Annotated in this window: 21 protein-coding genes; 13 read left to right on the forward strand and 8 right to left on the reverse strand. The window is 73.4% G+C overall.

Annotated elements, in window-relative coordinates; all coding sequences use genetic code 11:
* Positions 1-5: 5 nt before the first annotated feature.
* From OTB16_RS03995 to OTB16_RS04015, 5 genes are all read left to right on the forward strand, one after another.
* Complete coding sequence (locus OTB16_RS03995; RefSeq protein WP_267718453.1) at positions 6-1,223, forward strand: PucR family transcriptional regulator; 1,218 nt, start codon at positions 6-8, stop codon at positions 1,221-1,223.
* 89 nt (positions 1,224-1,312) lie between these two features.
* Positions 1,313-2,230: an ACP S-malonyltransferase gene (locus OTB16_RS04000; RefSeq protein ID WP_267718454.1), complete on the forward strand. Its 918-nt coding sequence runs from the start codon at positions 1,313-1,315 to the stop codon at positions 2,228-2,230.
* 19 nt (positions 2,231-2,249) lie between these two features.
* A complete protein-coding gene (locus tag OTB16_RS04005) occupies positions 2,250-3,254 on the forward strand; it encodes a ketoacyl-ACP synthase III (protein ID WP_267718455.1) in 1,005 nt (334 codons plus the stop codon).
* Positions 3,255-3,307: 53 nt separating this feature from the next.
* Positions 3,308-3,556: an acyl carrier protein gene (locus OTB16_RS04010; RefSeq protein WP_267718456.1), complete on the forward strand. Its 249-nt coding sequence runs from the start codon at positions 3,308-3,310 to the stop codon at positions 3,554-3,556.
* A 79-nt stretch (positions 3,557-3,635) separates the two neighbouring features.
* Positions 3,636-4,925, forward strand: coding sequence for a beta-ketoacyl-[acyl-carrier-protein] synthase family protein (locus tag OTB16_RS04015; protein ID WP_267718457.1), 1,290 nt, complete (start codon positions 3,636-3,638; stop codon positions 4,923-4,925).
* A gap of 67 nt (positions 4,926-4,992) precedes the next feature.
* Here the strand turns inward: OTB16_RS04015 and OTB16_RS04020 are convergent, their stop codons facing one another.
* Entirely contained in the window at positions 4,993-5,487 is a 495-nt protein-coding gene (locus tag OTB16_RS04020; protein ID WP_033225979.1) for a DUF3145 domain-containing protein, read from the reverse strand.
* 251 nt (positions 5,488-5,738) lie between these two features.
* On the opposite strand from OTB16_RS04020, the gene OTB16_RS04025 reads away from it, so the two are divergent.
* On the forward strand, positions 5,739-6,635 hold the full coding sequence (locus tag OTB16_RS04025; RefSeq protein ID WP_267718458.1) for an SGNH/GDSL hydrolase family protein: 897 nt from the start codon (positions 5,739-5,741) through the stop codon (positions 6,633-6,635).
* Positions 6,636-6,752: 117 nt separating this feature from the next.
* Here the strand turns inward: OTB16_RS04025 and OTB16_RS04030 are convergent, their stop codons facing one another.
* A complete protein-coding gene (locus tag OTB16_RS04030; protein ID WP_420717612.1) occupies positions 6,753-9,263 on the reverse strand; it encodes a glycoside hydrolase family 3 protein in 2,511 nt (836 codons plus the stop codon).
* A gap of 170 nt (positions 9,264-9,433) precedes the next feature.
* Here OTB16_RS04030 and OTB16_RS04035 point away from each other — a divergent pair, with 170 nt between their 5' ends.
* Positions 9,434-10,024 carry a TetR/AcrR family transcriptional regulator gene (locus tag OTB16_RS04035; RefSeq protein ID WP_267718790.1) on the forward strand — a complete coding sequence of 197 codons (591 nt, stop codon included), beginning with the start codon at positions 9,434-9,436 and terminating at the stop codon, positions 10,022-10,024.
* Positions 10,025-10,463: 439 nt separating this feature from the next.
* Here OTB16_RS04035 and OTB16_RS04040 read toward each other — a convergent pair whose 3' ends face one another.
* Complete coding sequence (locus tag OTB16_RS04040; protein WP_267718459.1) at positions 10,464-10,799, reverse strand: winged helix-turn-helix transcriptional regulator; 336 nt, start codon at positions 10,797-10,799, stop codon at positions 10,464-10,466.
* 96 nt (positions 10,800-10,895) lie between these two features.
* On the opposite strand from OTB16_RS04040, the gene OTB16_RS04045 reads away from it, so the two are divergent.
* Positions 10,896-11,801, forward strand: a complete 906-nt coding sequence (locus OTB16_RS04045) for an imine reductase family protein (RefSeq protein WP_267718460.1) — start codon at positions 10,896-10,898, stop codon at positions 11,799-11,801.
* On the opposite strand, the gene OTB16_RS04050 is transcribed toward OTB16_RS04045, so the two are convergent.
* The 3 genes from OTB16_RS04050 to OTB16_RS04060 all read right to left on the reverse strand — a co-directional run bounded on the left by OTB16_RS04050 (position 11,798) and on the right by OTB16_RS04060 (position 14,265).
* Complete coding sequence (locus OTB16_RS04050; protein WP_267718461.1) at positions 11,798-12,646, reverse strand: EI24 domain-containing protein; 849 nt, start codon at positions 12,644-12,646, stop codon at positions 11,798-11,800. The genes OTB16_RS04045 and OTB16_RS04050 overlap by 4 nt on opposite strands.
* Positions 12,647-12,754: 108 nt before the next feature.
* Positions 12,755-13,177 carry an organic hydroperoxide resistance protein gene (locus OTB16_RS04055; protein ID WP_267718462.1) on the reverse strand — a complete coding sequence of 141 codons (423 nt, stop codon included), beginning with the start codon at positions 13,175-13,177 and terminating at the stop codon, positions 12,755-12,757.
* 65 nt (positions 13,178-13,242) lie between these two features.
* Positions 13,243-14,265 (reverse strand): NADP-dependent oxidoreductase, encoded by a 1,023-nt coding sequence (locus OTB16_RS04060; RefSeq protein WP_267718463.1) that lies wholly within the window; start codon positions 14,263-14,265, stop codon positions 13,243-13,245.
* Positions 14,266-14,359: 94 nt separating this feature from the next.
* Between OTB16_RS04060 and OTB16_RS04065 the strand changes: the two genes are divergently transcribed.
* Entirely contained in the window at positions 14,360-14,782 is a 423-nt protein-coding gene (locus tag OTB16_RS04065) for a MarR family winged helix-turn-helix transcriptional regulator (RefSeq protein ID WP_267718464.1), read from the forward strand.
* A 9-nt stretch (positions 14,783-14,791) separates the two neighbouring features.
* Here OTB16_RS04065 and OTB16_RS04070 read toward each other — a convergent pair whose 3' ends face one another.
* Positions 14,792-15,631, reverse strand: coding sequence for an SCO2400 family protein (locus OTB16_RS04070; protein WP_267718465.1), 840 nt, complete (start codon positions 15,629-15,631; stop codon positions 14,792-14,794).
* A gap of 78 nt (positions 15,632-15,709) precedes the next feature.
* Between OTB16_RS04070 and OTB16_RS04075 the strand changes: the two genes are divergently transcribed.
* Complete coding sequence (locus tag OTB16_RS04075) at positions 15,710-16,321, forward strand: RNA-binding protein (RefSeq protein ID WP_267718466.1); 612 nt, start codon at positions 15,710-15,712, stop codon at positions 16,319-16,321.
* A 13-nt stretch (positions 16,322-16,334) separates the two neighbouring features.
* Here the strand turns inward: OTB16_RS04075 and OTB16_RS04080 are convergent, their stop codons facing one another.
* Complete coding sequence (locus tag OTB16_RS04080; protein ID WP_267718467.1) at positions 16,335-17,045, reverse strand: esterase/lipase family protein; 711 nt, start codon at positions 17,043-17,045, stop codon at positions 16,335-16,337.
* 211 nt (positions 17,046-17,256) lie between these two features.
* Here OTB16_RS04080 and OTB16_RS04085 point away from each other — a divergent pair, with 211 nt between their 5' ends.
* The 3 genes from OTB16_RS04085 (at position 17,257) to OTB16_RS04095 (ending at position 21,626) form a co-directional block, all read left to right on the forward strand.
* The gene (locus OTB16_RS04085; protein WP_267718468.1) at positions 17,257-18,294 is read left to right on the forward strand and encodes a rod shape-determining protein; all 1,038 of its coding nucleotides are present in this window, start codon (positions 17,257-17,259) and stop codon (positions 18,292-18,294) included.
* Entirely contained in the window at positions 18,291-19,928 is a 1,638-nt protein-coding gene (locus OTB16_RS04090) for a sensor histidine kinase (protein WP_267718469.1), read from the forward strand. The genes OTB16_RS04085 and OTB16_RS04090 overlap by 4 nt, the downstream gene beginning before the upstream one ends.
* Positions 19,929-20,267: 339 nt before the next feature.
* Positions 20,268-21,626 (forward strand): carboxyl transferase domain-containing protein, encoded by a 1,359-nt coding sequence (locus OTB16_RS04095; RefSeq protein WP_267718470.1) that lies wholly within the window; start codon positions 20,268-20,270, stop codon positions 21,624-21,626.
* Positions 21,627-21,650: the final 24 nt, after the last annotated feature.

A 21,650-nucleotide genomic window follows, 5' to 3' on the forward strand; every position in this document is an offset into this window, starting at 1 on the left:
GTCACGTGCCTCAACCCGAACGTGAGCATTCCCCCGCGACCCATCCCGCGCATCCCGTACCCGCCCACCCGCACGTCGCCACCCTGCGGCGGCTGGAGAAGTCCGCCGGCCGGCTCGCGGCCAACGCGATCGCGCGGATGGACGAGACCCTGCCGTGGTACCGGGCGATGCCCCCGGAGAACCGGTCGTGGATCGGCCTGGTCGCACAGGCCGGCATCGCCGCGTTCACCGAGTGGTTCCGGCACCCGGAGACCACTCAGGCGATCTCCACCGACGTGTTCGGGACGGCTCCGCGCGAGCTGACCCGGGCGATCACGCTGCGCCAGACCGTCGAGATGGTCCGCACGACGATCGAGGTCATGGAGACCGCGATCGAGGAGGTGGCGGCCCCGGGCGACGAGTCGATCCTGCGCGAGGCGCTGCTGGTGTACGCCCGGGAGATCGCCTTCGCGACGGCCCAGGTGTACGCGCAGGCCGCCGAGGCGCGCGGGGCCTGGGACGCCCGACTGGAGTCCCTCGTGGTCAACGCGGTGCTGTCCGGCGAGGCCGACGAGGGTGCGCTGTCGCGGGCGGCGGCGTTGGGCTGGAACTCGCCCGAGTACGTGTGCGTGGTGCTCGGTACCGCTCCGGAGGGCGACAGCGAGCTGACCGTCGAGGCGATCCGGCGCGCGGCCCGCCACCACAAGCTCCAGGTCCTCACCGGCGTCCTCGGCGACCGGCTGGTCGTCATCGCGGGCGGCAGCGACAACCCGATGCAGGTCGCGAAGTCCCTGATCGGCCCGTTCGCGGCCGGACCGGTGGTAGCCGGCCCGGTGGTGCCGGACCTGCTGAACGCGACGAAGTCCGCGCAGGCCGCGGCGGCCGGGCTGAAGGCCTGCACGGCGTGGCAGGACGCCCCGCGCCCGGTCCTGGCGGACGATCTCCTTCCAGAGCGGGCGATCGCCTCCGATCCCGCTGCGCGCGAGCAGTTGGTGGAGGAGATCTACAGACCGCTGGAGGAGGCGGGGTCGGCGCTGCTGGAGACGCTGAGCGTCTACCTGGAGCAGGCGAGCAGCCTGGAAGGGGCGGCCCGGATGCTGTTCGTGCACCCCAACACGGTGCGCTACCGGCTCCGACGTGTGACCGATGTCACCGGCTGGTCACCCTCCGATGTCCGTTCCGCGTTCACCCTGCGGATCGCCCTGATCCTCGGGCGTCTGGCCGACGGCGATCTTCAGTCCTAGACTTTTGTCGGACATCAACAATTACCCCGACGGTTCTTCGTCCCTGTCCCCACGGGCGGCGGGGGCCTCAAACAAGAGAGAGTGTGAGGGTGCTCGTACTCGTCGCTCCCGGCCAAGGCGCTCAGACGCCCGGCTTCCTGACTCCCTGGCTCGACCTGCCCGGCGCCGCTGACCGCGTCGCCGCGTGGTCGGACGCCATCGGGCTCGACCTTGCCCACTACGGCACGAACGCCGACGCCGACGAGATCCGCGACACGGCCGTGGCCCAGCCGCTGCTCGTCGCCGCGGGTCTGCTGTCCGCCGCCGCGCTCGGCTCCCGTACGGCGTTCGGCGCCGTCGCGGGCCACAGCGTCGGCGAGATCACCGCCGCCGCGTACGCGGGCGTGCTGTCCGAGACGGACGCGCTGCAGCTGGTCCGCACGCGCGGACTGGCGATGGCCGAGGCCTCCGCCGTCACCGAGACCGGCATGGCCGCGGTCCTCGGCGGCGACCAGGACGTGGTCCTCGCCCATCTGGAGAAGCTGGGTCTGACCCCGGCCAACATCAACGGCGCGGGCCAGATCGTGGCCGCCGGCACCACGGAGCAGATCGCCGCCCTGGTGGCGGAGAAGCCCGAAGGCTCCATGAAGGTCGTCGCCCTCAAGGTCGCGGGCGCCTTCCACACGCACCACATGACTCCCGCGGTCGCCACGCTGGCGAAGGCCTCCGAGGCCCTCTCCCCGGCGGACCCGGAGCTGAAGTACGTGTCGAACAAGGACGGCCTCGTCGTCACCAAGGGCGCCGACGTCGTCGCCCGCCTGGTCGGCCAGGTCGCCAACCCGGTCCGCTGGGACCTGTGCATGGAGACGTTCGCCGAGCTGGGCGTCACCGGGATCGTCGAACTGTGCCCCGGCGGCACGCTGACGGGTCTGGCCAAGCGCGCGCTCAAGGGTGTGCCGAGCGTGGCGCTGAAGACCCCGGACGATCTCGACAAGGCCGCGGCGCTCGTCGCCGAGCAGTCGGTCTGAGAGAAGGAGCCCACACAGCATGTCCAAGATCAAGCCGGCCAAGGGCTCCCCGTACGCCCGCATCCTCGGGGTCGGCGGCTACCGCCCGACCCGCGTGGTGCCCAACGAGGTCATCCTGGAGACGATCGACTCGTCCGACGAGTGGATCCGCTCCCGCTCCGGCATCGCGACCCGGCACTGGGCCTCGCCCCAGGAGACCGTCGCCGCGATGTCGGTGGAGGCCTCGGGCAAGGCCCTGGCCGACGCCGGTGTCTCCCCCGAGCAGATCGGGGCCGTGATCGTCTCGACGGTCTCGCACTTCAAGCAGACCCCGGCGATCGCGACCGAGATCGCCCACCGGATCGGCGCGGGCAAGCCCGCCGCGTTCGACATCTCCGCCGGCTGCGCCGGTTTCGGCTACGGCCTGACCCTGGCCAAGGGTCTCGTGGTGGAGGGGTCGGCGGAGTACGTCCTCGTCATCGGCGTGGAGCGGCTCTCGGACCTGACCGACTTGGAGGACCGCGCGACGGCCTTCCTGTTCGGCGACGGCGCCGGCGCCGTCGTCGTCGGTCCGTCGGACGAGCCGGCCATCGGCCCCACGGTGTGGGGTTCGGAGGGCGACAAGTCCGACACCATCAAGCAGACCGTGCCGTGGGACGAGTACCTCGGCAAGGACGGCGGCGAGAAGTTCCCGGCCATCACGCAGGAGGGCCAGGCGGTCTTCCGCTGGGCCGTCTTCGAGATGGCCAAGGTGGCCCAGCAGGCGCTGGACGCCGCCGGAATCGCCGCGGACGACCTGGACGTCTTCATCCCGCACCAGGCAAACATGCGGATCATCGACTCGATGGTGAAGACTCTGAAGCTGCCGGAGCACGTCACGGTCGCCCGTGACGTGGAGACCACCGGCAACACCTCGGCCGCCTCGATCCCGCTCGCTATGGAGCGGCTCCTGGCGACCGGAGCGGCGAAGAGCGGCGACACCGCGCTCGTCATCGGCTTCGGGGCGGGACTCGTCTACGCCGCGACGGTCGTTACCCTCCCCTAGGACCGGGATGCGCATTCCGGTCCTCACACCCAGTTACTGAGAAGGAGCGCCACATGGCCGCCACCCAGGAAGAAATCGTCGAAGGCCTCGCGGAGATCGTCAACGAGATCGCCGGCATCCCCCCCGAGGACGTCGCCGTCGAGAAGTCGTTCACCGACGACCTCGACGTCGACTCCCTGTCCATGGTCGAGGTCGTCGTCGCCGCCGAAGAGCGCTTCGACGTGAAGATCCCGGACGAGGACGTCAAGAACCTCAAGACGGTCGGCGACGCCGCCGACTACATCCTGAAGCACCAGGCCTGAGCCTGACGAGCGTTTGTCGCCACCTGGCGGTGGCGCCGTGACAATTCAGCACCCCCTGAGACGTGGAGAAAGAATTCCTGTGAGCCCGACCAATCGCACCGTGGTCGTCACCGGTATCGGCGCAACCACTCCGCTGGGTGGCGACAGCGCTTCGACCTGGGAAGGCCTGCTCGCCGGCCGTTCGGGCGTGAAGCCCTTGGAGGGCGAGCGCTTCGCCGAACTCCCGGTCCGCATCGCCGCCCGTGCCGCCGTGGACCCGAGTGAGGTCCTGCCCCGGCCGCTGGCCCGCAAGCTCGACCGCTCGGCGCAGTTCGCCGTCATCGCGGCCCGCGAGGCGTGGGCCGACGCCGGCTACACCGCTCCGGCGGGCACCGAGGCCGCGGACGGCGAGGATGCCGGCCCGGCCGTCGTTCCCGAGCGCCTGGGTACCGTGATCGCCTCCGGCATCGGTGGTGTGACGACCCTGCTCGACCAGTACGACGTACTCAAGGAGAAGGGCGTGCGCCGGGTTTCCCCGCACACCGTTCCCATGCTCATGCCGAACGGCCCGTCGGCCAACGTGGGCCTGGAGGTCAACGCCCGCGCGGGCGTGCACACCCCGGTCAGCGCCTGTGCCTCCGGTGCCGAAGCCATCGGCTACGCCGTCGAGATGATCCGTACCGGCCGTGCCGACGTGGTCGTCGCCGGCGGTACCGAGGCGGCCATCCACCCTCTGCCGATCGCCGCGTTCGCCAACATGATGGCGATGTCCAAGAACAACGAACACCCCGAGCAGGCCTCCCGCCCGTACGACAAGGGCCGTGACGGCTTCGTCCTCGGCGAGGGCGCGGGCGTCGTGATCCTGGAGTCCGCCGAGCACGCCGCCGCGCGCGGTGCCCGGGTCTACTGCGAGGTGCTGGGCCAGGGCCTGTCCGCGGACAGCCACCACATCGCGCAGCCGGAGCCGACCGGCCGTGGTGTCGCGGCCGCGGTGCAGAACCTGCTCGACAACACGGGCCTGGACCCGGCCGAGCTGGTCCACCTGAACGCGCACGCCACGTCGACCCCGCAGGGTGACACGGCCGAGCTGAAGGCGCTGCGCAAGGTGCTGGGCAACGACCTCGACCACATCGCGATCTCCGCCACCAAGTCGATGACCGGCCACCTGCTGGGCGGTGCGGGCGGCATCGAGACCGTCGCGACCGTGCTGGCGCTGTACAACCGGCTGGCCCCGCCGACGATCAACATCGACGATCTGGACGACGACATCGACGCGGACATCGTGCGCGGCGAGCCGCGCAAGCTGCCGGCCGACGGTCCGATCTCCGCGATCAACAACTCCTTCGGCTTCGGCGGACACAACGTCACCCTGGCGTTCCGCACCGTCTAGTACGGCCGGACAGGAAGGCCCGCCCGGGATCCCGGGCGGGCCTTCCGCGTGTCGGGGACGACGCCCCCTAGACGACCTGGTGGAGCCAGCGGACCGGGGCGCCCTCGCCCGCGTACCGGAAGGGCTCCAGTTCGTCGTCCCAGGGCTTGCCGAGCAGCTTGGCGATCTCCGCCTCGAGGTCGGTCTCGCCGTGCGCGGACCGGGCGAGGGCTGCGCGCAGCCGGTCCTCGGGGATCAGGATGTCCCCGTGCATGCCGGTGACGGCGTGGAAGATGCCGAGCTCCGGGGTGGAGCTGTAGCGCTCGCCCTCGGCCGTCGGACAGGGTTCCGCGGTCACTTCGAAGCGCAGCAGGTGCCAGCCGCGCAAGGCGGAGGCGAGTTTCGAGGCGGTGCCGGCTTCCGCCTGCCAGGAGAACTCGGCTCTCCAGGTTCCGGGAGAGGCGGGCTGCCTGATCCAGTCGAGGTTCACCCGCACCCCGAGTACGCCCGCAACAGCCCATTCCACGTGCGGGCAGAGCGCGCGCGGCGCGGAATGCACGTACAGAACTCCACGTGTCGTCACCGGGACCTCCAGTCTGGGACGAGGTCGGGAATAAAACTCCAGAAAACGGACAGTATGTGACGTGATGTAATGTAACGGAAATTTTTTGACATTGCGCTACGGAACCTGCGGCCGAAACATCACGGGAAAAAGCTACCGTGCGTCAGGGGTCGCGGTGTGACGTACGGTCGCTCCAAGGCCGCTAATCACAGAGCTTTCACTCAGCAGGACGTCCCTGTACGACGAGGGGGCGACGAGGAGGGACCCCACCCATGCGCACCACCGCTCCGCGCCGCCGCGCGCGCCGGACCTTCGCGGGCGCGGCAGCGGTGGCGGTCCTCCTGGGCGGGGCGCTGGCCGGGTGCGGCCCGGGCGGGTCGGGGGGCGAGGGCGACCGCGGGGCGCGGTCGGCGCCCCGCTGGAACACGGCGCCCGCCTCGGTCGCGGCCGTGGGCGACTCCATCACGCGCGGCTTCGACGCCTGTTCGGTCCTGGCGGACTGCCCGGAGGTGTCCTGGGCCACCGGCAACGACCCCGCGGTCCGCTCGCTGGCCACCCGGCTGCTCGGGGAGGCGCAGGCGCCCGCCCGCAGCTGGAACCACGCGGTGACGGGCTCCCGGATGGCGGACCTGACGGGGCAGCTCGCGGAAGCCGCCGCGAACAAGCCCGAGCTGGTCACGGTCATGGTCGGCTCCAACGACGCCTGCCGTCCGACCGCTTCGTCGATGACGCCGGTGGCGGATTTCCGGTCCGGTTTCGAGCAGGCGCTCGCCGGGCTGCGGGCCGCGTCGCCCGCCTCCCAGGTGTACGTCTCCAGCGTGCCGGACCTCCAGCGGCTGTGGGAGCAGGGCAAGGACCTCCCGATGGTCCGCCAGGTCTGGAAGCTGGGCATCTGCCAGTCGATGCTCGCCGACCCGCTGTCGGCGGCCTCGGGGGCGACCGCCCGGCGCGAGCAGGTGCGGGCGCGGGTGGTCGAGTACAACGAGGTGCTGCGCGAGGTCTGCGCGAAGGACCCGCTGTGCCGTTACGACGGCGGAGCGGTGTTCCAGTACCCCTTCGACGCACAGCAGTTGAGTCGCTGGGACTGGTTCCACCCGGGCCGGGACGGTCAGGCGCGGCTCGCGGAACTGGCGCACCGCCAGGTGACGGCGGCCGATCCGCCGCGTTGACGCGGGAGGACCGGGAGCGGGTGTCAGGGCCCGCTCCCGGTCCGGTTCTTGGGTGTTTTCCGGCCAATCCGGACGCCACCCGCTAGTGGTGCCCCGCCGGAGTGTCGGGCCGGTGCGTCACGCGACGTCGATCGTGGCCGTCAGCCGGGTGTCGCCGTGCGCGTGACTCGCGCGGACCTCGTAGGCCCCGCCGATCCGCCGCCAGCCGCGGGCGGTCTCGTCCCAGATCTCGAAGGCCCGGGCTGGCAGGCCGATCTCGGCCTCGACGCTCTCGCCGGGGCCCGCCTCGACGCCCGCGAAGGCGGCCAGCCAGCTCGCCGGACGCTCCACGGCCGCGCCCGGCGCGCCGCCCTCCGAGCCCTCCCCGGGCGCCAGGTAGATCTGGACGACCTCGCGGCCGGGCCGGGTGCCGGTGTTGGTGACGCGGACCCGGACCGTGCCGGCGGTGGCCTCCAGCGACTCGTACGCCCAGTCCGTGTAGCCGAGGCCGTGCCCGAAGGGGTAGGCGGGGGCGATGCCCTCCTTCTCGTACGCCCGGTAGCCGACGAAGAGCCCCTCGCGGTACTCCAGGCGGCCGTCGACGGGCAGCACCTCGGTGACGGGCGCGTCGGCGAACCGGGCCGGCCAGGTGGTGGGCAGCCGCCCGCCGGGCTCCGCGTCGCCGAGGAGCACGTCGGCCAGCGCGGCCCCGCCCTCCTGGCCCGGGAACCAGGTCAGCAGGACGGCGGCCACGTCCTCGCGCCACGGGAGCTCGACCGGGGAGCCCGCGTTGACGACGACCACGGTGTTCGGGTTGGCGGCGGCGACCGCGCGGACCAGGTCGTCCTGGCGGCCCGGGAGGGCGAGGTCGCGGCGGTCGAAGCCCTCGGACTCCACGCGCTCGGTGGTGGCGACGACCACGACGGCGGTGTCGGCGGCGCGCGCGGCCGCCACGGCCTCGGCGATGAGCTCGTCGGCGTCGCGCTGCGGGGCGAGGTGGAGCAGCGAGAACATGATCGCCTTGAGGGGCAGCGCGGTCATGTCGGGGACCTGGTAGGTCAGCGACACCTCGACGGGCTCCCCCTCGGTCAGGGTGGCGCGGCCGCGCTCGCTGGGGGCGCCGAAGAACGCCTCGAACGGGTCGGCCTCGTCGCCCATCTCCTGGACGCCCTCCCACAGGGTCTCGCCGCCGACGGCGAGGGTGAAGGCGCCGAGGCCGCGGGTGCCGAAGGCGTGCTCGCCGCTCTCGCGCGGCAGGAACGTACCGGTGACCTCGATGCTCGCCATCGTGTCGTACGCGGCGCCCGCGGGCAGGTCGTCGCCGATCCACTGGACCTGGCCGGACGGCAGGCTGCCCTCGCCGAGGACGGCGCCGGAGGCGTCGCGGCAGACGGCGCGCAGCCCGAAGCCCTGGTCGGCGGGGACGAGTTCCTCGGAGGGGTCGGCGCCGACGGCGAAGGTCAGCGCCCCCTGCGGGAGCGCGGCGGTGAGGCCGTCCAGCGGCGAGACGATCCGCTCGGGGAAGACGGTGGCGGAGCCCCCGCCGAGGACCCGGGCGTCGCGGGCGGCGGCCCCCATGAGGGCCACGGTGCGTCCGGCGGAGGCGTCGAGCGGGAGGGCGCCGTCCTCGTTGCGTACGAGCACGAAACCGCGGGTGGCGAGCTCCCGGGCCAGGGCCTGGCCGTCGATGCCGGACGGCGGCTCGGCGACGGCGGCGGGGGCGCCCTCCAGGATGCCGACGCGGGCGGCGAGGCGCAGGACGTTGCGGACGGCCGCGTCGACGGAGGACTCGGGGACCTCCCCGGCGCGCACGGCCTCGGCGAGGGCGGGCCCGTAGACGGTGGCGGGGCCGGGCATGGCCACGTCGAGGCCGCCCTCGATGTCACCGGTGGTGGAGCGGGCCGCCATCCAGTCGGAGACGTTGTAGCCGTCGAAGCCCCACTCGGCGCGCAGGACCTCGTTCACCAGGTACCGGTTCTCGGTCATCGAGGTGCCGTTGACCCGGTTGTAGGAGGTCATGATGCCCCAGGGGTGGGCGTTCGCGACGATGGCCTCGAACGGGGCCAGGTACAGCTCGCGCAGCGGGCGCGGGTCGATGACGCAGTCGACGGTGAACCGGTCGGTCTCCGCCTCGTTTCCGGCGAAGTGCTTGACGGTGGTGCCGACGCCGCCGTCCTGGACGCCCTTCACGTAGCCGCTGCCGACCGCCCCGGTCAGGTAGGGGTCTTCGGAGTAGCACTCGAAGTGCCGGCCGCCGAGCGGGGAGCGGTGCAGGTTCACGGTGGGCGCGAGGAGGACGTGGACGCCCTTGCGGCGCGCCTCCTGGGCGAGGAGGCGGCCGGCGCGGCGGGCGAGCGCGGGGTCCCAGGCGGCGGCGAGCGCGGTCGGGGAGGGCAGGGCGACGGAGGGGTCGTCGGCGGTCCAGCGCACGCCGCGCACCCCGATGGGGCCGTCGGACATGACCAGGGACTGCAGCCCGATCTCGGGGACGGCGGGCAGGGACCACATGTCCTGGCCCGCCAGGAGCCGGGTCTTGGCGTCGAGGTCCAGCTTGTCGAGCGCCGCCTCCACGGCGTCTTCACGGCTTTGGTCTTCGCGGGCCTGGTCGTCGCGGGCCTGAACTTCGCGGACCTGATCGGCATCGGTCACGGCCGTGCCTCCTCGTTGGGTGCGTTGGGTGCGGTGCGTGCGGTTGCGCGGGGCGGTCGCCCCCATCGTGGACCCGATACCTGGTGAGCGGTAGGCTTCGTAATGCATTCGTGACATTCACATGCCGTACGGTCCTGCTGGCGGCTGTGAACGAGGAGAGGGACCGGGCGATGGCCAGGGCGAGGAGCGAGGAACGGCGCGAGGACATCGTCCGCGCGGCCGTCGAGGTGATCGCGGAGCGCGGCTACCGGGGCGCGTCCCTGGCCTCGGTGGCCGAGCGCGTGGGCCTGACCCAGCAGGGGCTGCTGCACTACTTCCCGACCAAGGACGCCCTGCTCGTCGCGGTGCTGGAGGAGCGCGACCGGTGGGACACCGGCGGTGGCTCGCGCGCCGCGGCCGGGACCTGGCGACTGGACCTGCTGGCGTCGCTGGTGGAGTACAACGCCATGCGCCCGGGCATCGTGCAGACCTTCTCGGCGCTGCTGGGCGAGAGCGTGACCGACGGGCACCCGGCGCGGGAGTTCTTCACCGAGCGCTACGCGCAGGTCCGCTCCGAGATGGCCGCGGTGCTGCGCGCCGAGTACGGCGAGCGGCTCCCCTCGGGCCTGACCCCCGATCAGGTCGCGCCCCTGCTCACCGCGGTGATGGACGGCCTGCAGTACCAGTGGCTGCTGGCCCCGGAGTCGGTGGACATGCCCGCCGCGTTCCGCTCGTTCCTCACGCTGCTCAGCGGCCCGGAACCCGGCCGCCCGCCCGGCTGACCCGCGCGGCCCTACCGTCCCGGCGGTACGCCGAGCAGCGGATCGAGGGCCGGGCAGGACGGGCGGCGCGCGGGCGCCCGGCGTGGGCGCGGCCGCGCAGCCGGCCCGTCCAGGGCTCGGCGGGCGACCGGCGCCGGAGCAGCAGGCGGCGGCTGCTGCCCGCCGCCAGGTGGGCCCGGCACTCGTCCAGCAGCGGGTCCCCCGCCCCCGCGTCCTCCCGTACCTGCTCCTCCAGCAGGCGGAACGGGCAGTCCGGGCCCGGCGGCAGGTGGGACCGCCTCCCCTCGGGCAGGGTGCCGTCGGCCGGTACGCCGACCCCCTGCGCGGGGTCCGTTCGGCGTCCGGCCGTACGCGTCCGGCCTTACGGCGGGCGGCCGTACGCGGGATCCGGGCCCGTGGCGCCGGCGCGCGGGCGGCGCCGGCGCGACGTGCGGCCCCGCTACGCCGAGTCGGGCAGGAGGTGCTTGGCGCCCCACTGCCCCAGCGCCTCCAGCGCGGCGTTCAGGTCCTGGCCGAGCGGCGTCAGCGAGTACTCCACGCGCGGCGGGACCTCGTCGTACACCTCGCGGTGGACGATGCCGTCGGTCTCCAGCTCGCGCAGCTGGGCGGCGAGCACCTTCTCCGACACCCCCGGGACCAGCCGCCGCAGTTCACCGAAGCGGCGCGGGCACTGCTCCAGCTCCCACAGGAGCGAGACCTTCCACTTGCCGTCGATCACGGACATCGCCGCGGCGATCCCGCAGTGATCCGCGCCGGGCCTTCGCGTCACCGCCATCACGCACCCCTCCCACCTGCTCGCTCACCTCGGGGTAACCACCCACCCCAAAGTGCGTACTTGAGCGTCTCACGGCCTGCCACCAGGCTAAACGTCATGACCGACAACCACACGACGAAGCACCCGCTCACCCTGCTCGGCCTCGGCGACATGGGTACCGCCCTCGCCCGCACCTGGCTCGCCGCCGGGCACCCCCTCACCGTCTGGAACCGCACCGCCGCCAAAGCCGAGGCCCTCGCCGCCGACGGCGCGACCGTCGCCGCCGACCCCGCCGGGGCGGTCGCCGCGAACGGCCTGGTCGTGCTCTGCCTGCTGGACGACGCCAGTATCGACTCCGTCCTGAAGGACGTGGACCTCAGCGGCCGGGACCTGGTCAACCTCACCACCGGCACGCCCGCCGAGGGCCGCGCCCGGGCCGCATGGGCCGCGGAGCGCGGGGCCCGCTTCGTCGACGGCGGGATCATGGCGACCCCGACGATGATCGGTGTCCCCGACGCCGGGGGCTACGTCTTCTACAGCGGTTCGCGCGCCCTCTTCGACACCCACCGGACGGCCCTGGAGGTCCCGGCCGGCGCCCGCTTCGTCGGGGAGGACCCCGGACACGCCGCCCTTCACGACGTGGCGCTGCTGAGCGCGATGTACGGGATGTTCGCCGGTATCTCGCACGCCTACGCGCTGATCGAGGGCGAGGACATCGCCCCGAACGACCTGGCGCCGCTGCTGTCCGAGTGGCTGGGCGCGATGGGCTTCTTCGTCGGCAACGCCGGCGAGCGGCTCACCTCGCGGAACCTCACCACGGGGGTGGTGTCCAACCTGGCCATGCAGGTCGCGGCCAGCGGCACCCTGCTGCGCACCGCCGCGGAACAGGGCGTCAGCGCGGAGCTGATCGCCCCTTACCTGGAGCTGATGCGGCGCCGGCTGGACGCCGACCCGGCGGCCCACGGCGTGGAGGACACGGTCGGCGCCATCACCCTGCTGCGCTCCGGGCTCCGCACGCCCTAGTAGACCGGCGGCGGCCCGAAGCCGGTCGCGGGGGCGGCGGGCGGCGTCGCCGGGGCGGCGGGCGGCGCCGGCTCACCGGCCGGCCCCTCCCCCGGGGCGTCCGCGCCGGACTCGCCCATCAGGTCGCGCGCCATCAGCGTGGCCCCGGCCACCGCTCCCGGCATGAGGAACACCGCGACGATCGGCACCAGGAAGGACAGCACCAGCGGCACGCCGAAGCCGAGCACCATCATCCGCCGCGCCCGGAGCATGACGAGCCGCTCCGCCAGGTCCACCTTGCGGCGCTGGAGGGCGACGGCGGTGAGTTCCTGGGTCAGGAAGTAGCCGGAGACGCAGAACCCGAGGAACGGGACCACCGTCTGCCCGATGACCGGGACGAAGCCCAGGGCGAAGAGCAGGATGCCGTACAGCAGGACGCGGCCGAGCACCTTCACGCTGTCCCGGGCCGAGATCCACAGCTCCCGCCAGAGCGGGAGGCCGGACTCGGGCACGTCGCCGCCCTCGCTGCGGTCGACCTGCTCCGAGAGGGACTCGTAGAAGGGCTGGCCGATCAGCAGGGTCACGGCGGTGAAGGTGATGACCGCGAGGAAGAGGCCGAGGCAGAAGAACAGGCCGGACAGGAAGCCGCGGAAGAGTCCGGACCAGGGCGAGGTCCAGTCGTCGGCGAACGGCGTCGCCCACACCGTCAGGTCGTCGGCGCCGTAGGAGAGCCCGATCAGGGCCGCGGTGTAGAGGACGAGCGACACCAGTCCGGGCAGCAGCCCGAAACCGAGCCACCTGCCGTGCCCGAAGACCCATCGCTGGCCGGCCAGCAGATACCGGAAACCCCCCGCAAGATCACGCATGGGGGTCAGTTTACGGCGAAGGCCGCACCCCCGTTCGGGGGTGCGGCCTTCAGGCGTGCGTGCGCCGGTTCCGGCGTGCGCGGCGTGCGATCAGCGGGAGCCGCTGGATCAGACGGCGAGCTCGACGGTGATGTTGCCGCGGGTCGCCTTGGAGTACGGGCAGACCTGGTGGGCCTTCTCGATGAGGTCCTTCGCGGTGGCGGCGTCCACGTTCGGGATCACGGCGGAGATCTTGACGATCAGGCCGAAGCCGTCGTCGTTCTTGCCGATGCCGACCTCGGCGGTGACGGTGGAACCGGAGATGTCGGCGTTCTCGTTCTTCGCGACGACGCCCAGGGCGCCCTGGAAGCAGGCGCTGTAGCCGGCCGCGAAAAGCTGCTCCGGGTTGGTGCCGGCGCCGCTGCCGCCGAGCTCCTTCGGCGGGTTCACGACGACGTCGAGCTGGCCGTCGTTGGTGGCGACGCGGCCGTCACGGCCGTTCGCGGCGGTGGCGACAGCGGTGTACGCGACATCGGACTGCTGGATGGACATGTAGGAAAATCCTCCTGGTGATCGTCGCGACTCGCGCCCACGGGCCGCGACGGTGTGGAGTGAGCCTAACCGGTGAAAGAAACGATCATCTTTCCGGTGTTCTCTCCGCGCAGCATGCCGAGGAAGGCGGAGGTGGCGTTCTCGACGCCCTCGACGACCGTCTCGTCGTAGCGCAGCTCGCCCGAGGCCAGCCAGCCGGCCACGTCCTGGACGAACTGCTGCTGGAGTCCGGCGTGGTCCCCGACGAGGATGCCCTGGAGCCGCAGCCGCTTGCCGATGACCTGCATGAGGTTGCGCGGGCCGGGCGCGGCCTCGGTGTCGTTGTAGCCGGCGATCGCGCCGCACAGGGTGGCGCGGCCGTGCACCTTGAGGGAGGAGATCGCGGCTTCGAGGTGGTCGCCGCCGACGTTGTCGAAGTAGACGTCGATGCCCTCGGGGGCGGCGGCGCGCAGCTGCTCGCCGACCGGGCCGTTCTTGTAGTTGAAGGCGGCGTCGAAGCCGTACTTCTCCGTGAGGAGGGTCACCTTCTCGTCCGAGCCGGCGGAGCCGATCACCCGGGAGGCGCCCTTGATCTTCGCGAACTGGCCGACGAGGCCGCCGACCGCGCCCGCGGCGCCGGAGACGAAGACGGCGTCGCCCTCCTTGAAGGAGGCGACCTCGAAGAGGCCCGCGTAGGCGGTGAGGCCCGGCATGCCGAGCACGCCGAGGTAGGCGGAGAGCGGGGCGAGGGCGGCGTCGACCTTGGTGGCGTGCTTCGCGTCGACGTCGGCGTACTCGCGCCAGCCCAGGTGGTGCAGGACGTGGTCGCCGACCGCGAAGCCCTCGGCGGCGGAGGCGACGACCTCGCCGACGGCGCCGCCCTGCATCGGCTCGTCGAGCTGGAAGGGCGGTACGTAGGACTTCACGTCGTTCATCCGGCCGCGCATGTACGGGTCCACCGACATGTGGAGGTTGCGCACGAGGATCCGGCCGGCCGCGGGCTCGGCGGACACAGGGACCTCGCGCAGGGCGAAGTCCTCGGCGACGGGCCAGCCCTGCGGGCGACGGACGAGGTGCCACTCACGGCTGACGGCGGGGATCTCGGTCATGGGGACTCCTGGGTGCGGAAGAAATGCTTTACAACGTGAAACAACCATGCGCCTGGATATTTCATGTTGTCAAGTAAATGGGTACGCTGGTTCCATGCCCAGTCGTCGCGCAGACCCAGTGACCCTCGAGGTCGTCGAACTCATCGGCGATGTCGTGGCCCGCTACCACATGGAGTACGAGCACGTGGCCGCAAGCCACCAGCTCACGGGCGCCCAGGCCCGGGTCCTGAACCTGCTGGCCCTGGAGCCGCTGCCGATGCGCCGGATCGCCCAGAAGCTGCGGTGCGAGCCTTCGAACGTGACCGGCATCGTCGACCGGCTGGAGAGCCGCGGCCTGGTCGAGCGCCGCCCGGACCCGGCGGACCGCCGGGTCAAGCTGGCCGCCCCCACCGAGGAGGGCCTCCAGACGGCCGACCGGCTGCGCGAGTCCCTCGACTTCGCGCGCGAACCCCTGGCGGGGCTGTCGTCGCAGGAACGGACGGCCCTGCGGGACCTGCTCAAGCGGATGCTGGGCTGACGACCCGGCTCACCAGCAGGTGAAGTCCCACCATTCGCAGGGGCGCGGGGTCTTCGTCGGGGTGGGCAACGGGGTCCTCGTCGGCTTGGGCTTGGCCGACGCCGAGGGCTTCGGCGGCTTCGCGCTCCCGGAGGTGCTGGGCGACGGCTTCGCCGACGTTTCCGGCTTTACGGTGGCCCCCGCGTCGGGGGTCCCGGAGGACGGCCCCGTCGGGGCGGGCGCGGGCGCCGACGACGTCGGACCCGGCTTCGCCGCGCTCGCGGAGGACGCCGCGGGACCGGCCGTCTTCGTCCCCCCGCCGGCGGTCTTCCCCGAGGCGGTGGCCCGGCCCGGCGCACCGGACGGGGACGCCGCGGCGGGCGGCGCGCTCGGGTCGGGCACGGGCACGCCGGGCGCCGAGTCGTCGGTCAGCACCACGGTGGAGGCGCGGTCGCCGCGCTCCCCGTCGGTCGCCACGCGGACCGCCACGAGCGCGCCGCCGGTCGCGAGCAGCAGCCCGAGCCCGACGTTCAGCACGGTCCGGCGGCGCCTGCGGTGCGCGGAGCGGCGGCGTGCGCCGGGGCGGCGCTCGTTCGGCGCCGACAGGACGACGACGGAGTCGGCGTGGACGACGACGGAGTCGGCGTGGACGCCGCCGGAGTCCGCGTGGACGCCGCCGGGCACGTGCGGCCCGCCGTAACCCTGGGCGGGGGCGGGGGCCGGGGCCTGGCCTGCGGCGAAGGGGTCGGGGGCCCCCGGGGCGCCCGGCTGGACGGGGGCGGCGGGGACGAGGTATTCGGCCGGGGTTCCGCACCCGGCGCACGCCAGTGCGCCGTTGAGATGCCTCCGGCAGGCGTGGCAGTAGTTCATGGCGCCCGCAGGCTATGCGGTCACCGGCCACATCCGTAACGCGGGAACGTAAGGATCCTGTGTGGAATCGTGGCCTCCATGACAGCGACCCCGCCCGGACGCCCGGGGCCCTTCGGGCCGGAAGCCTTCCAGCTGGTGCTGTTGCGCCGGATGGCCGACTTCCAGCCCGACCTCGCCGACCGGGCCCGGCACCGGCTGGGCGCCTCGCTCGCGGACCAGCGCGAGGCCAACAAGCGCTGGCAGGCCATGGTCCATCCCCCAGACTCCGTCCGGGGGGACCCCCAGTCCCGCTCGCGCGGAGCCCTGGCCCGGTACCGCTCGGTGCTGGGCCCGGCGGAGTCCGCCGAGCGGCGCAAGATCGGCGATCTGGAGTGCGAGGCCCTGCTGTGGCCGGTGCCGCTCTGGCCGGACCTGCGGTTCGAGGTGCTGGCCGCGCCGGACGGGGCGGTGTGGAACGAGTGGCTGGTCCGGGCCCCGGGCGCGGCCGGTCCCGTACTGGAGTCGGCGGACGACCTGCTGCCCTGGTCGGCGACGGTGGACGAGGTGGCGCGCGCCTTCGCGCCGGTGCGGCCGATGGAGGGCACCGCGCCGACCCGCTGGCGCCTCGCGTTCACCGCCGGGGGTCGGCCCTGCGTGGCGGAGTTCACGTACGGCCTGCTCCAGCGGGTCGGGTTCGCCGGCACCCCCTGAAGGTGCCCTGGGCCTAGGAGGCGAGGAAGGCCCGTACGCCCGCCGAGGTCGCGTCGTCGCCCAGCAGGTCGTTGTGCTCGATGCAGCCGACCCGCGTGTTCGCGGCCCCGGTGAGCGGAACGCTGTCGTCCGGGTTGACGACCTCGTCGCACGGGGACCAGAACGTCGCGTACTTCACCGCGCCCGGGGTCTCGTCCCCGGCGTTCAGGTTCTTCACCACGTACGAGCCGGGCGTCATGTCCCGGCAGGCCTGGTCCCACAGGGCGCAGGCCCAGGCGGTGGAGGTGCCGCGGTTGGGGCCGGCCAGCGAGACCCAGTGGTCGACGGTGGTGGCGCCGCCGCCGAACTTCACGTACCAGCGGCTCACCAGCGAGCCGAAGGAGTGCGCGACGACGTCGACGCGGGCGGCGCCGGTCTGCCGGCGGACCTCGTCGACGTACGCGCCGAGCCGGCCGGCGAGGACCTCGTTGACGGACCGGTGCGTGTCGTAACCCCACGAGAAGAGCTCCGAGTCGGCGTACCCGGCGGCCCGCAGGTCCTCGCGCAGGGAGCCCCAGACGCCCGGGTCGGCGTTGTAACCGTGTACGAAGACCACCGGATTGCGCGATGATGCCTGGTCAGCGGCGCTCCCGGTGCCCCGGTCGGCGGCATGGGCCGGGATGGGCGCCAGCAGCGCCAGGCAGAGCGTCAGAAGTGCCAGCAGTCTCTGGCGGGCCGTCAGCATCAGGTCCCCCTTTACCTTGTTACGCGCGAGTAGTGCGTGCGGTGCGCGCATGGTGCTGTCTGTCGGTACAGAAATCCACCCCCGTGCAGGCACCCGGCACCCCCGGCCGGAGCAGCTCAACAGGCGGTCCACCCCATATGCCCGGGATGATATGAGAAGCGACCGGCGGTCCGCCGGTCTTCTTGCGTCAGCGCTCTCGGGAGGATCTGCCGTGACCGTCAGTCTTGAGCAGTTGCGCCGCTGCCACGTCGCCGTCGACCTGGGCGCGGCCAGGACCCGCGTGTACGTCAAGGGAGCCGGCCTCGTCGTCGACGAGCCCAGCGTCGCGGCGGTGAACACGCGCACCGGCGCGCTCATCGCCGTCGGCACCTTCGCCGAGCGGATGACGGGCCGTACGCCTGACTACATCCGGGTCGTACGCCCCGTCTCCGGCGGCACCGTCGTCGACATCGAGATGGCGCAGCGGATGCTGCGTCACCTCCTCGGCGAGAAGCTGCGGCGCGCCCTGCGCCGCAAGCCCCGGCTGCGCGCCGCGGCCTGCACCCCGCACGACGCGGACCCGCTGGCCCAGCGGGCGACCGTCGAGACCCTGGTCGGACTCGGCGCCCGGCGTGTCGAGCTGGTCGACACCCTGATCGCGGCGGCCGTCGGCTGCGGCCTGCCCGTGGAGCAGCCGACCGCGACGATGATCATGGTGTGCGGGGCGGCGGCCACCCAGGTGGCCGTCCTCTCCCTCGGCTCGATCGTCACCGCCGAGCGCATCCCGGTCGGCGGCGAGGCCATCGACCACGCGATCGTCCAGCACCTGCGCCACGCGCACGAGCTGATGCTGCCCAGCCAGGCGGTCCGTCCGCTCCAGCTGGCCCTGCACGGCAACGGCATCACCGCCGGGGGACCGGCCTCCACCCTGATCCACGGCCGCGACGTGGCCACCGGCCTGGCCCGCTCGGTCCAGGTGGACACCGCCGCCGTGCGCGACGCGATCTTCACCCCGCTGACCGCCGTCCTCGACGGCATCGGCAAGGTCCTGCGGGACTGCCCGCCGGACCTGGTCGCGGACCTGACGGACCGGGGGATCATGATGGTGGGCGGCAGCGCCCTGCTGCCGGGTCTGGACCAGATGCTGCGCGACGCGACCGGCATGCCCGTCGCCATCGCGGAGCGGCCGGACGTGTGCGCCGTGCTCGGTCTCGGCGCGATGCTCGAAGGGAAGATCGCACCCATGGTTCTCAACCCGCTGGCCGGATGACGGACGCGGGACGGCAGCCCGCCACGGGCCGGGAGCCCGCCACGGGACGGCAGCCTGCCCCGGGCCGGGAGCCCGCCCGCGACCCGGACCGGGACGGGGAGCAGCCCAGCCTGCCCGTCCTGCTGGAGGGGGTGCTCAGCGTCGGCTCCGAGCTGGAGCTGCACTCCACCCTCCAGCACATCGTGGACTCGGCGACCGGGCTGTGCGGGGCCCGGTACGGGGCGCTCGGGGTCATCGAGCCCGAGCGCGTCCGGCTGACCGGGCTGTTCACCTCCGGGATGACCGAGGCGGAACGGGCCGCCATCCCCCACCTGCCGGACGGCCGCTCCGGCCTCCTCGGAACCCTGATCGGCGATCCGCGTCCGCTGCTGCTCGACGACCTCACCCGGGACCCCCGGTCGGCCGGCTTCCCGCCCGGCCATCCGCCGATGCGCGGCCTCCTGGGCGTTCCGATCCGGGTGCACACCGAGGTCTTCGGGAACCTCTACCTCACCGAGAAGCAGGGGGGCGGCTCCTTCACCGACGAGGACCTCGCCCTGCTGCGCGTCCTGGCCTCGCAGGCGGGCATAGCGATCGGCAACGCCCGGCTGTACGAGACCGTGCGCCGCCGGGAGCGCTGGATCGAGGGCGCGGCCGCCGTGACCACGACCCTGCTGGCCGGGCGCCCCGCCGCGGACGCGCTGATGTGCGTGGCCGAACGGGCCCGGCTGCTGGCGGACGCGGCGGCCGGGGTCGTGCTCCAGCCCACTCCCGAGGGCGGCATGGAGATCGTCGCCGCCTCCACCCAGGGCGAACCCGGGGACCTGGTGGGGACGGCGATCGCGCCCGGCTCCCCGGTCCTGGAACAACTCCTCGGCGGCGAGGCGGTCTTCATAGAGGACTCGGCGACGGACCCCCGGATGACCACCCACGTCCGGGAGCGCTTCGGCCCCAGCATGATGCTGCCGCTGCAGAGCGGCGGGCAGCTGATCGGCACGCTGGCCCTGCCTCGGGACCGGGGCGGGCCGGCGTACGACGCGGTGGACCGGCTGCTGGCCTCGCAGTTCGCCTCCCAGGCGGCGCTGGCCCTCGTCCTCGCGGACGCCCAGCACGACCGGGAGCAGCTGGCGGTATACGAGGACCGCGACCGGATCGCCCGGGACCTGCACGACCTGGTGGTCCAGCGGCTGTTCGCGACGGAGATGATGCTGGAGAGCACCCGGCGGAGGTCCTCGAACGCACCGTCCGGGGACACCGTGGGCGACGAACTGGCCCGCGCGGTCGACGAACTGGACTCCACCATCCAGGAGGTCCGCACCGCCATCTTCGCCCTCCAGCAGCCGCCGACCGACGCCCCGACGACCTTCCGGGGCCGGGTCCTGCGCGAGACGGGCGGTGCGGCGGTCCTGCTGGGCTTCCAGCCGTCGGTGCACTTCGCGGGGCCGCTGGACGCCCTGCTGCCGGAGCCGGTGGCGGGCGATCTGCTCTCCGTCCTGCGCGGCGCCCTGGCCGCGGCGCACCGCCGCAGCGAGGTCGCCTCCATCGAGGTGGAGGTGGACGCGACCCCGTCCCGGGTCCGCCTGACGGTCTCGGACGACGGCCGTACGGAATCGGCGACGCGGGGCACGACGGTGACCTGGGAGTCACCGCTCTGAGGCGTACGGGGAGTCGCCGCTCCAGGGGCGTACGGGGAGCCGCCGCTCCAGAGGCGTGCGGTGAGTCGCCGTTCCAGAGGCATACGGGAAGTCACCGCTCCAGAGGTGCGGGACGTAGCCGCTCCGGAGGCGTGCGGGGAGTCGCCGTTCCGGGTCCATCGGTTCCACCGCTCCGGCGGACGCGGGCGTGGCGCCGGTCCGTCCCGGGGCACCTCCGGGTGGCCCGCCGGGGTGCGGTCCGGGGCGGCTCGGGGTCGACCACGTCCCGCGCCCTGCCCGTCGGGCACCCTTCCGCACCGGGCCGGCCCTGACCGCGAGGGCACCGCCTAGGGTGGCCCCGTGACGACGACCCGCCTCTCGGCCCGCGCGGCCATCGCCTCCCTCGCCGACGCCGGCAGCTTCGCCGAACTCCCCCCGCCCCCGGGACAGTCGACGCCCGACGGGCCGCTGGCCTGGACCGGGTACGACGACTCCCGCGCCCGCGCCGCGCGGCGGACCGGCGAGGTGGAGTCCGTCGTCACCGGCGCCGCCCGCTTCGGGGGCGTCGAAGCCGCCGTGATCTCCTTCGAGTTCGGTTTCCTCGGCGGTTCCCTGGGCCAGCGCACCGGCGACCGGCTCGAAGCCGCCTACGCGCACGCCCGCGCGCACCACCTGCCCCTGGTCTCCCTGATCGCGACCGGCGGCTCCCGCATGCAGGAGGGCATGCTCGCGCTGACCCAGCTGCAGCGCGTGGCCCGCCAGTGCGTCCTGACCCGGGCCGCCGGACTCCCCCAGCTGGCCGTCCTGCGCGATCCGACCACCGGCGGCGGCTGGGCCACCCTCGGGGCCGGGGCCGACGTGGTCCTCGCGCTCCCCGGGGCGCAGGTCGGCTTCGCGGGCTCACGGGTCCGGCCTGCGGACGCGGACCCGGCGGCCTACACGGCCGAGGGGCAGTACGCCGCCGGGCACGTCGACGCCGTCGTGCCCCCGGCGGAGCTGCCCGGGACCCTCGCCGGCTGGCTGCGCGTGCTGACCGCGCCCAGGCCCGGCGGGCCCGTCGAGCCGCCGGCCGCGCTGGGCGGCGTACACGACGGGGCACCGCCGGAGACCGGCTGGGACGCCGTCCGCCAGGCCCGTCACCCGGACCGGCCGCGCGCCGGGGCGTACCTGGACGCGTACTTCACCCTGCGCCTGCCCCTCTCCGGGGACCGGGCGGGCGGCACCGACCCCGGGATGCTGTGCGGTTTCGGGCTGCGGGAGGGCCGCGCGGTCGCGTACGCCGCCCAGTGCGGAACCGCCACCCGCCCGGCCGGGTACCGTACGGCCGCCCGCGTCGTCCGGCTCGCGGACCGGCTCGGCATCCCCGTGCTCACCCTGGTGGACACCCCGGGCGCGGCCAACGACGCCGCCGCCGAGCACGCGGGCGCCGGGCCCGCCATCGCGGACGTCTTCGCGGCACTGGCCTCGGCCGCGGTACCCGTCACCACCCTGCTGATCGGCGAGGGCGGTTCGGGCGGCGCCCTCGCGCTGGCCGCGCCGGGCAATACGTGGGTCACCCCCGACAGCTACTTCTCGGTGATCGCCCCGGAGCTGGCGGCGGCCATCCTCAAGCGGCCCCCGGAGGCCGCCCCGGCCACCGCCGACCAGCTCCGCATCCGCCCCCAGGACCTGGTGGCCCTGGGCGTGGCACGCGGCGTGGTCGCGCCCCGGACCGGCTGAACGGACGGCCCCGTCCTGCCGGGC

This window comes from Streptomyces antarcticus, assembly GCF_026627255.1.
GTDB lineage: Bacteria > Actinomycetota > Actinomycetes > Streptomycetales > Streptomycetaceae > Streptomyces > Streptomyces antarcticus.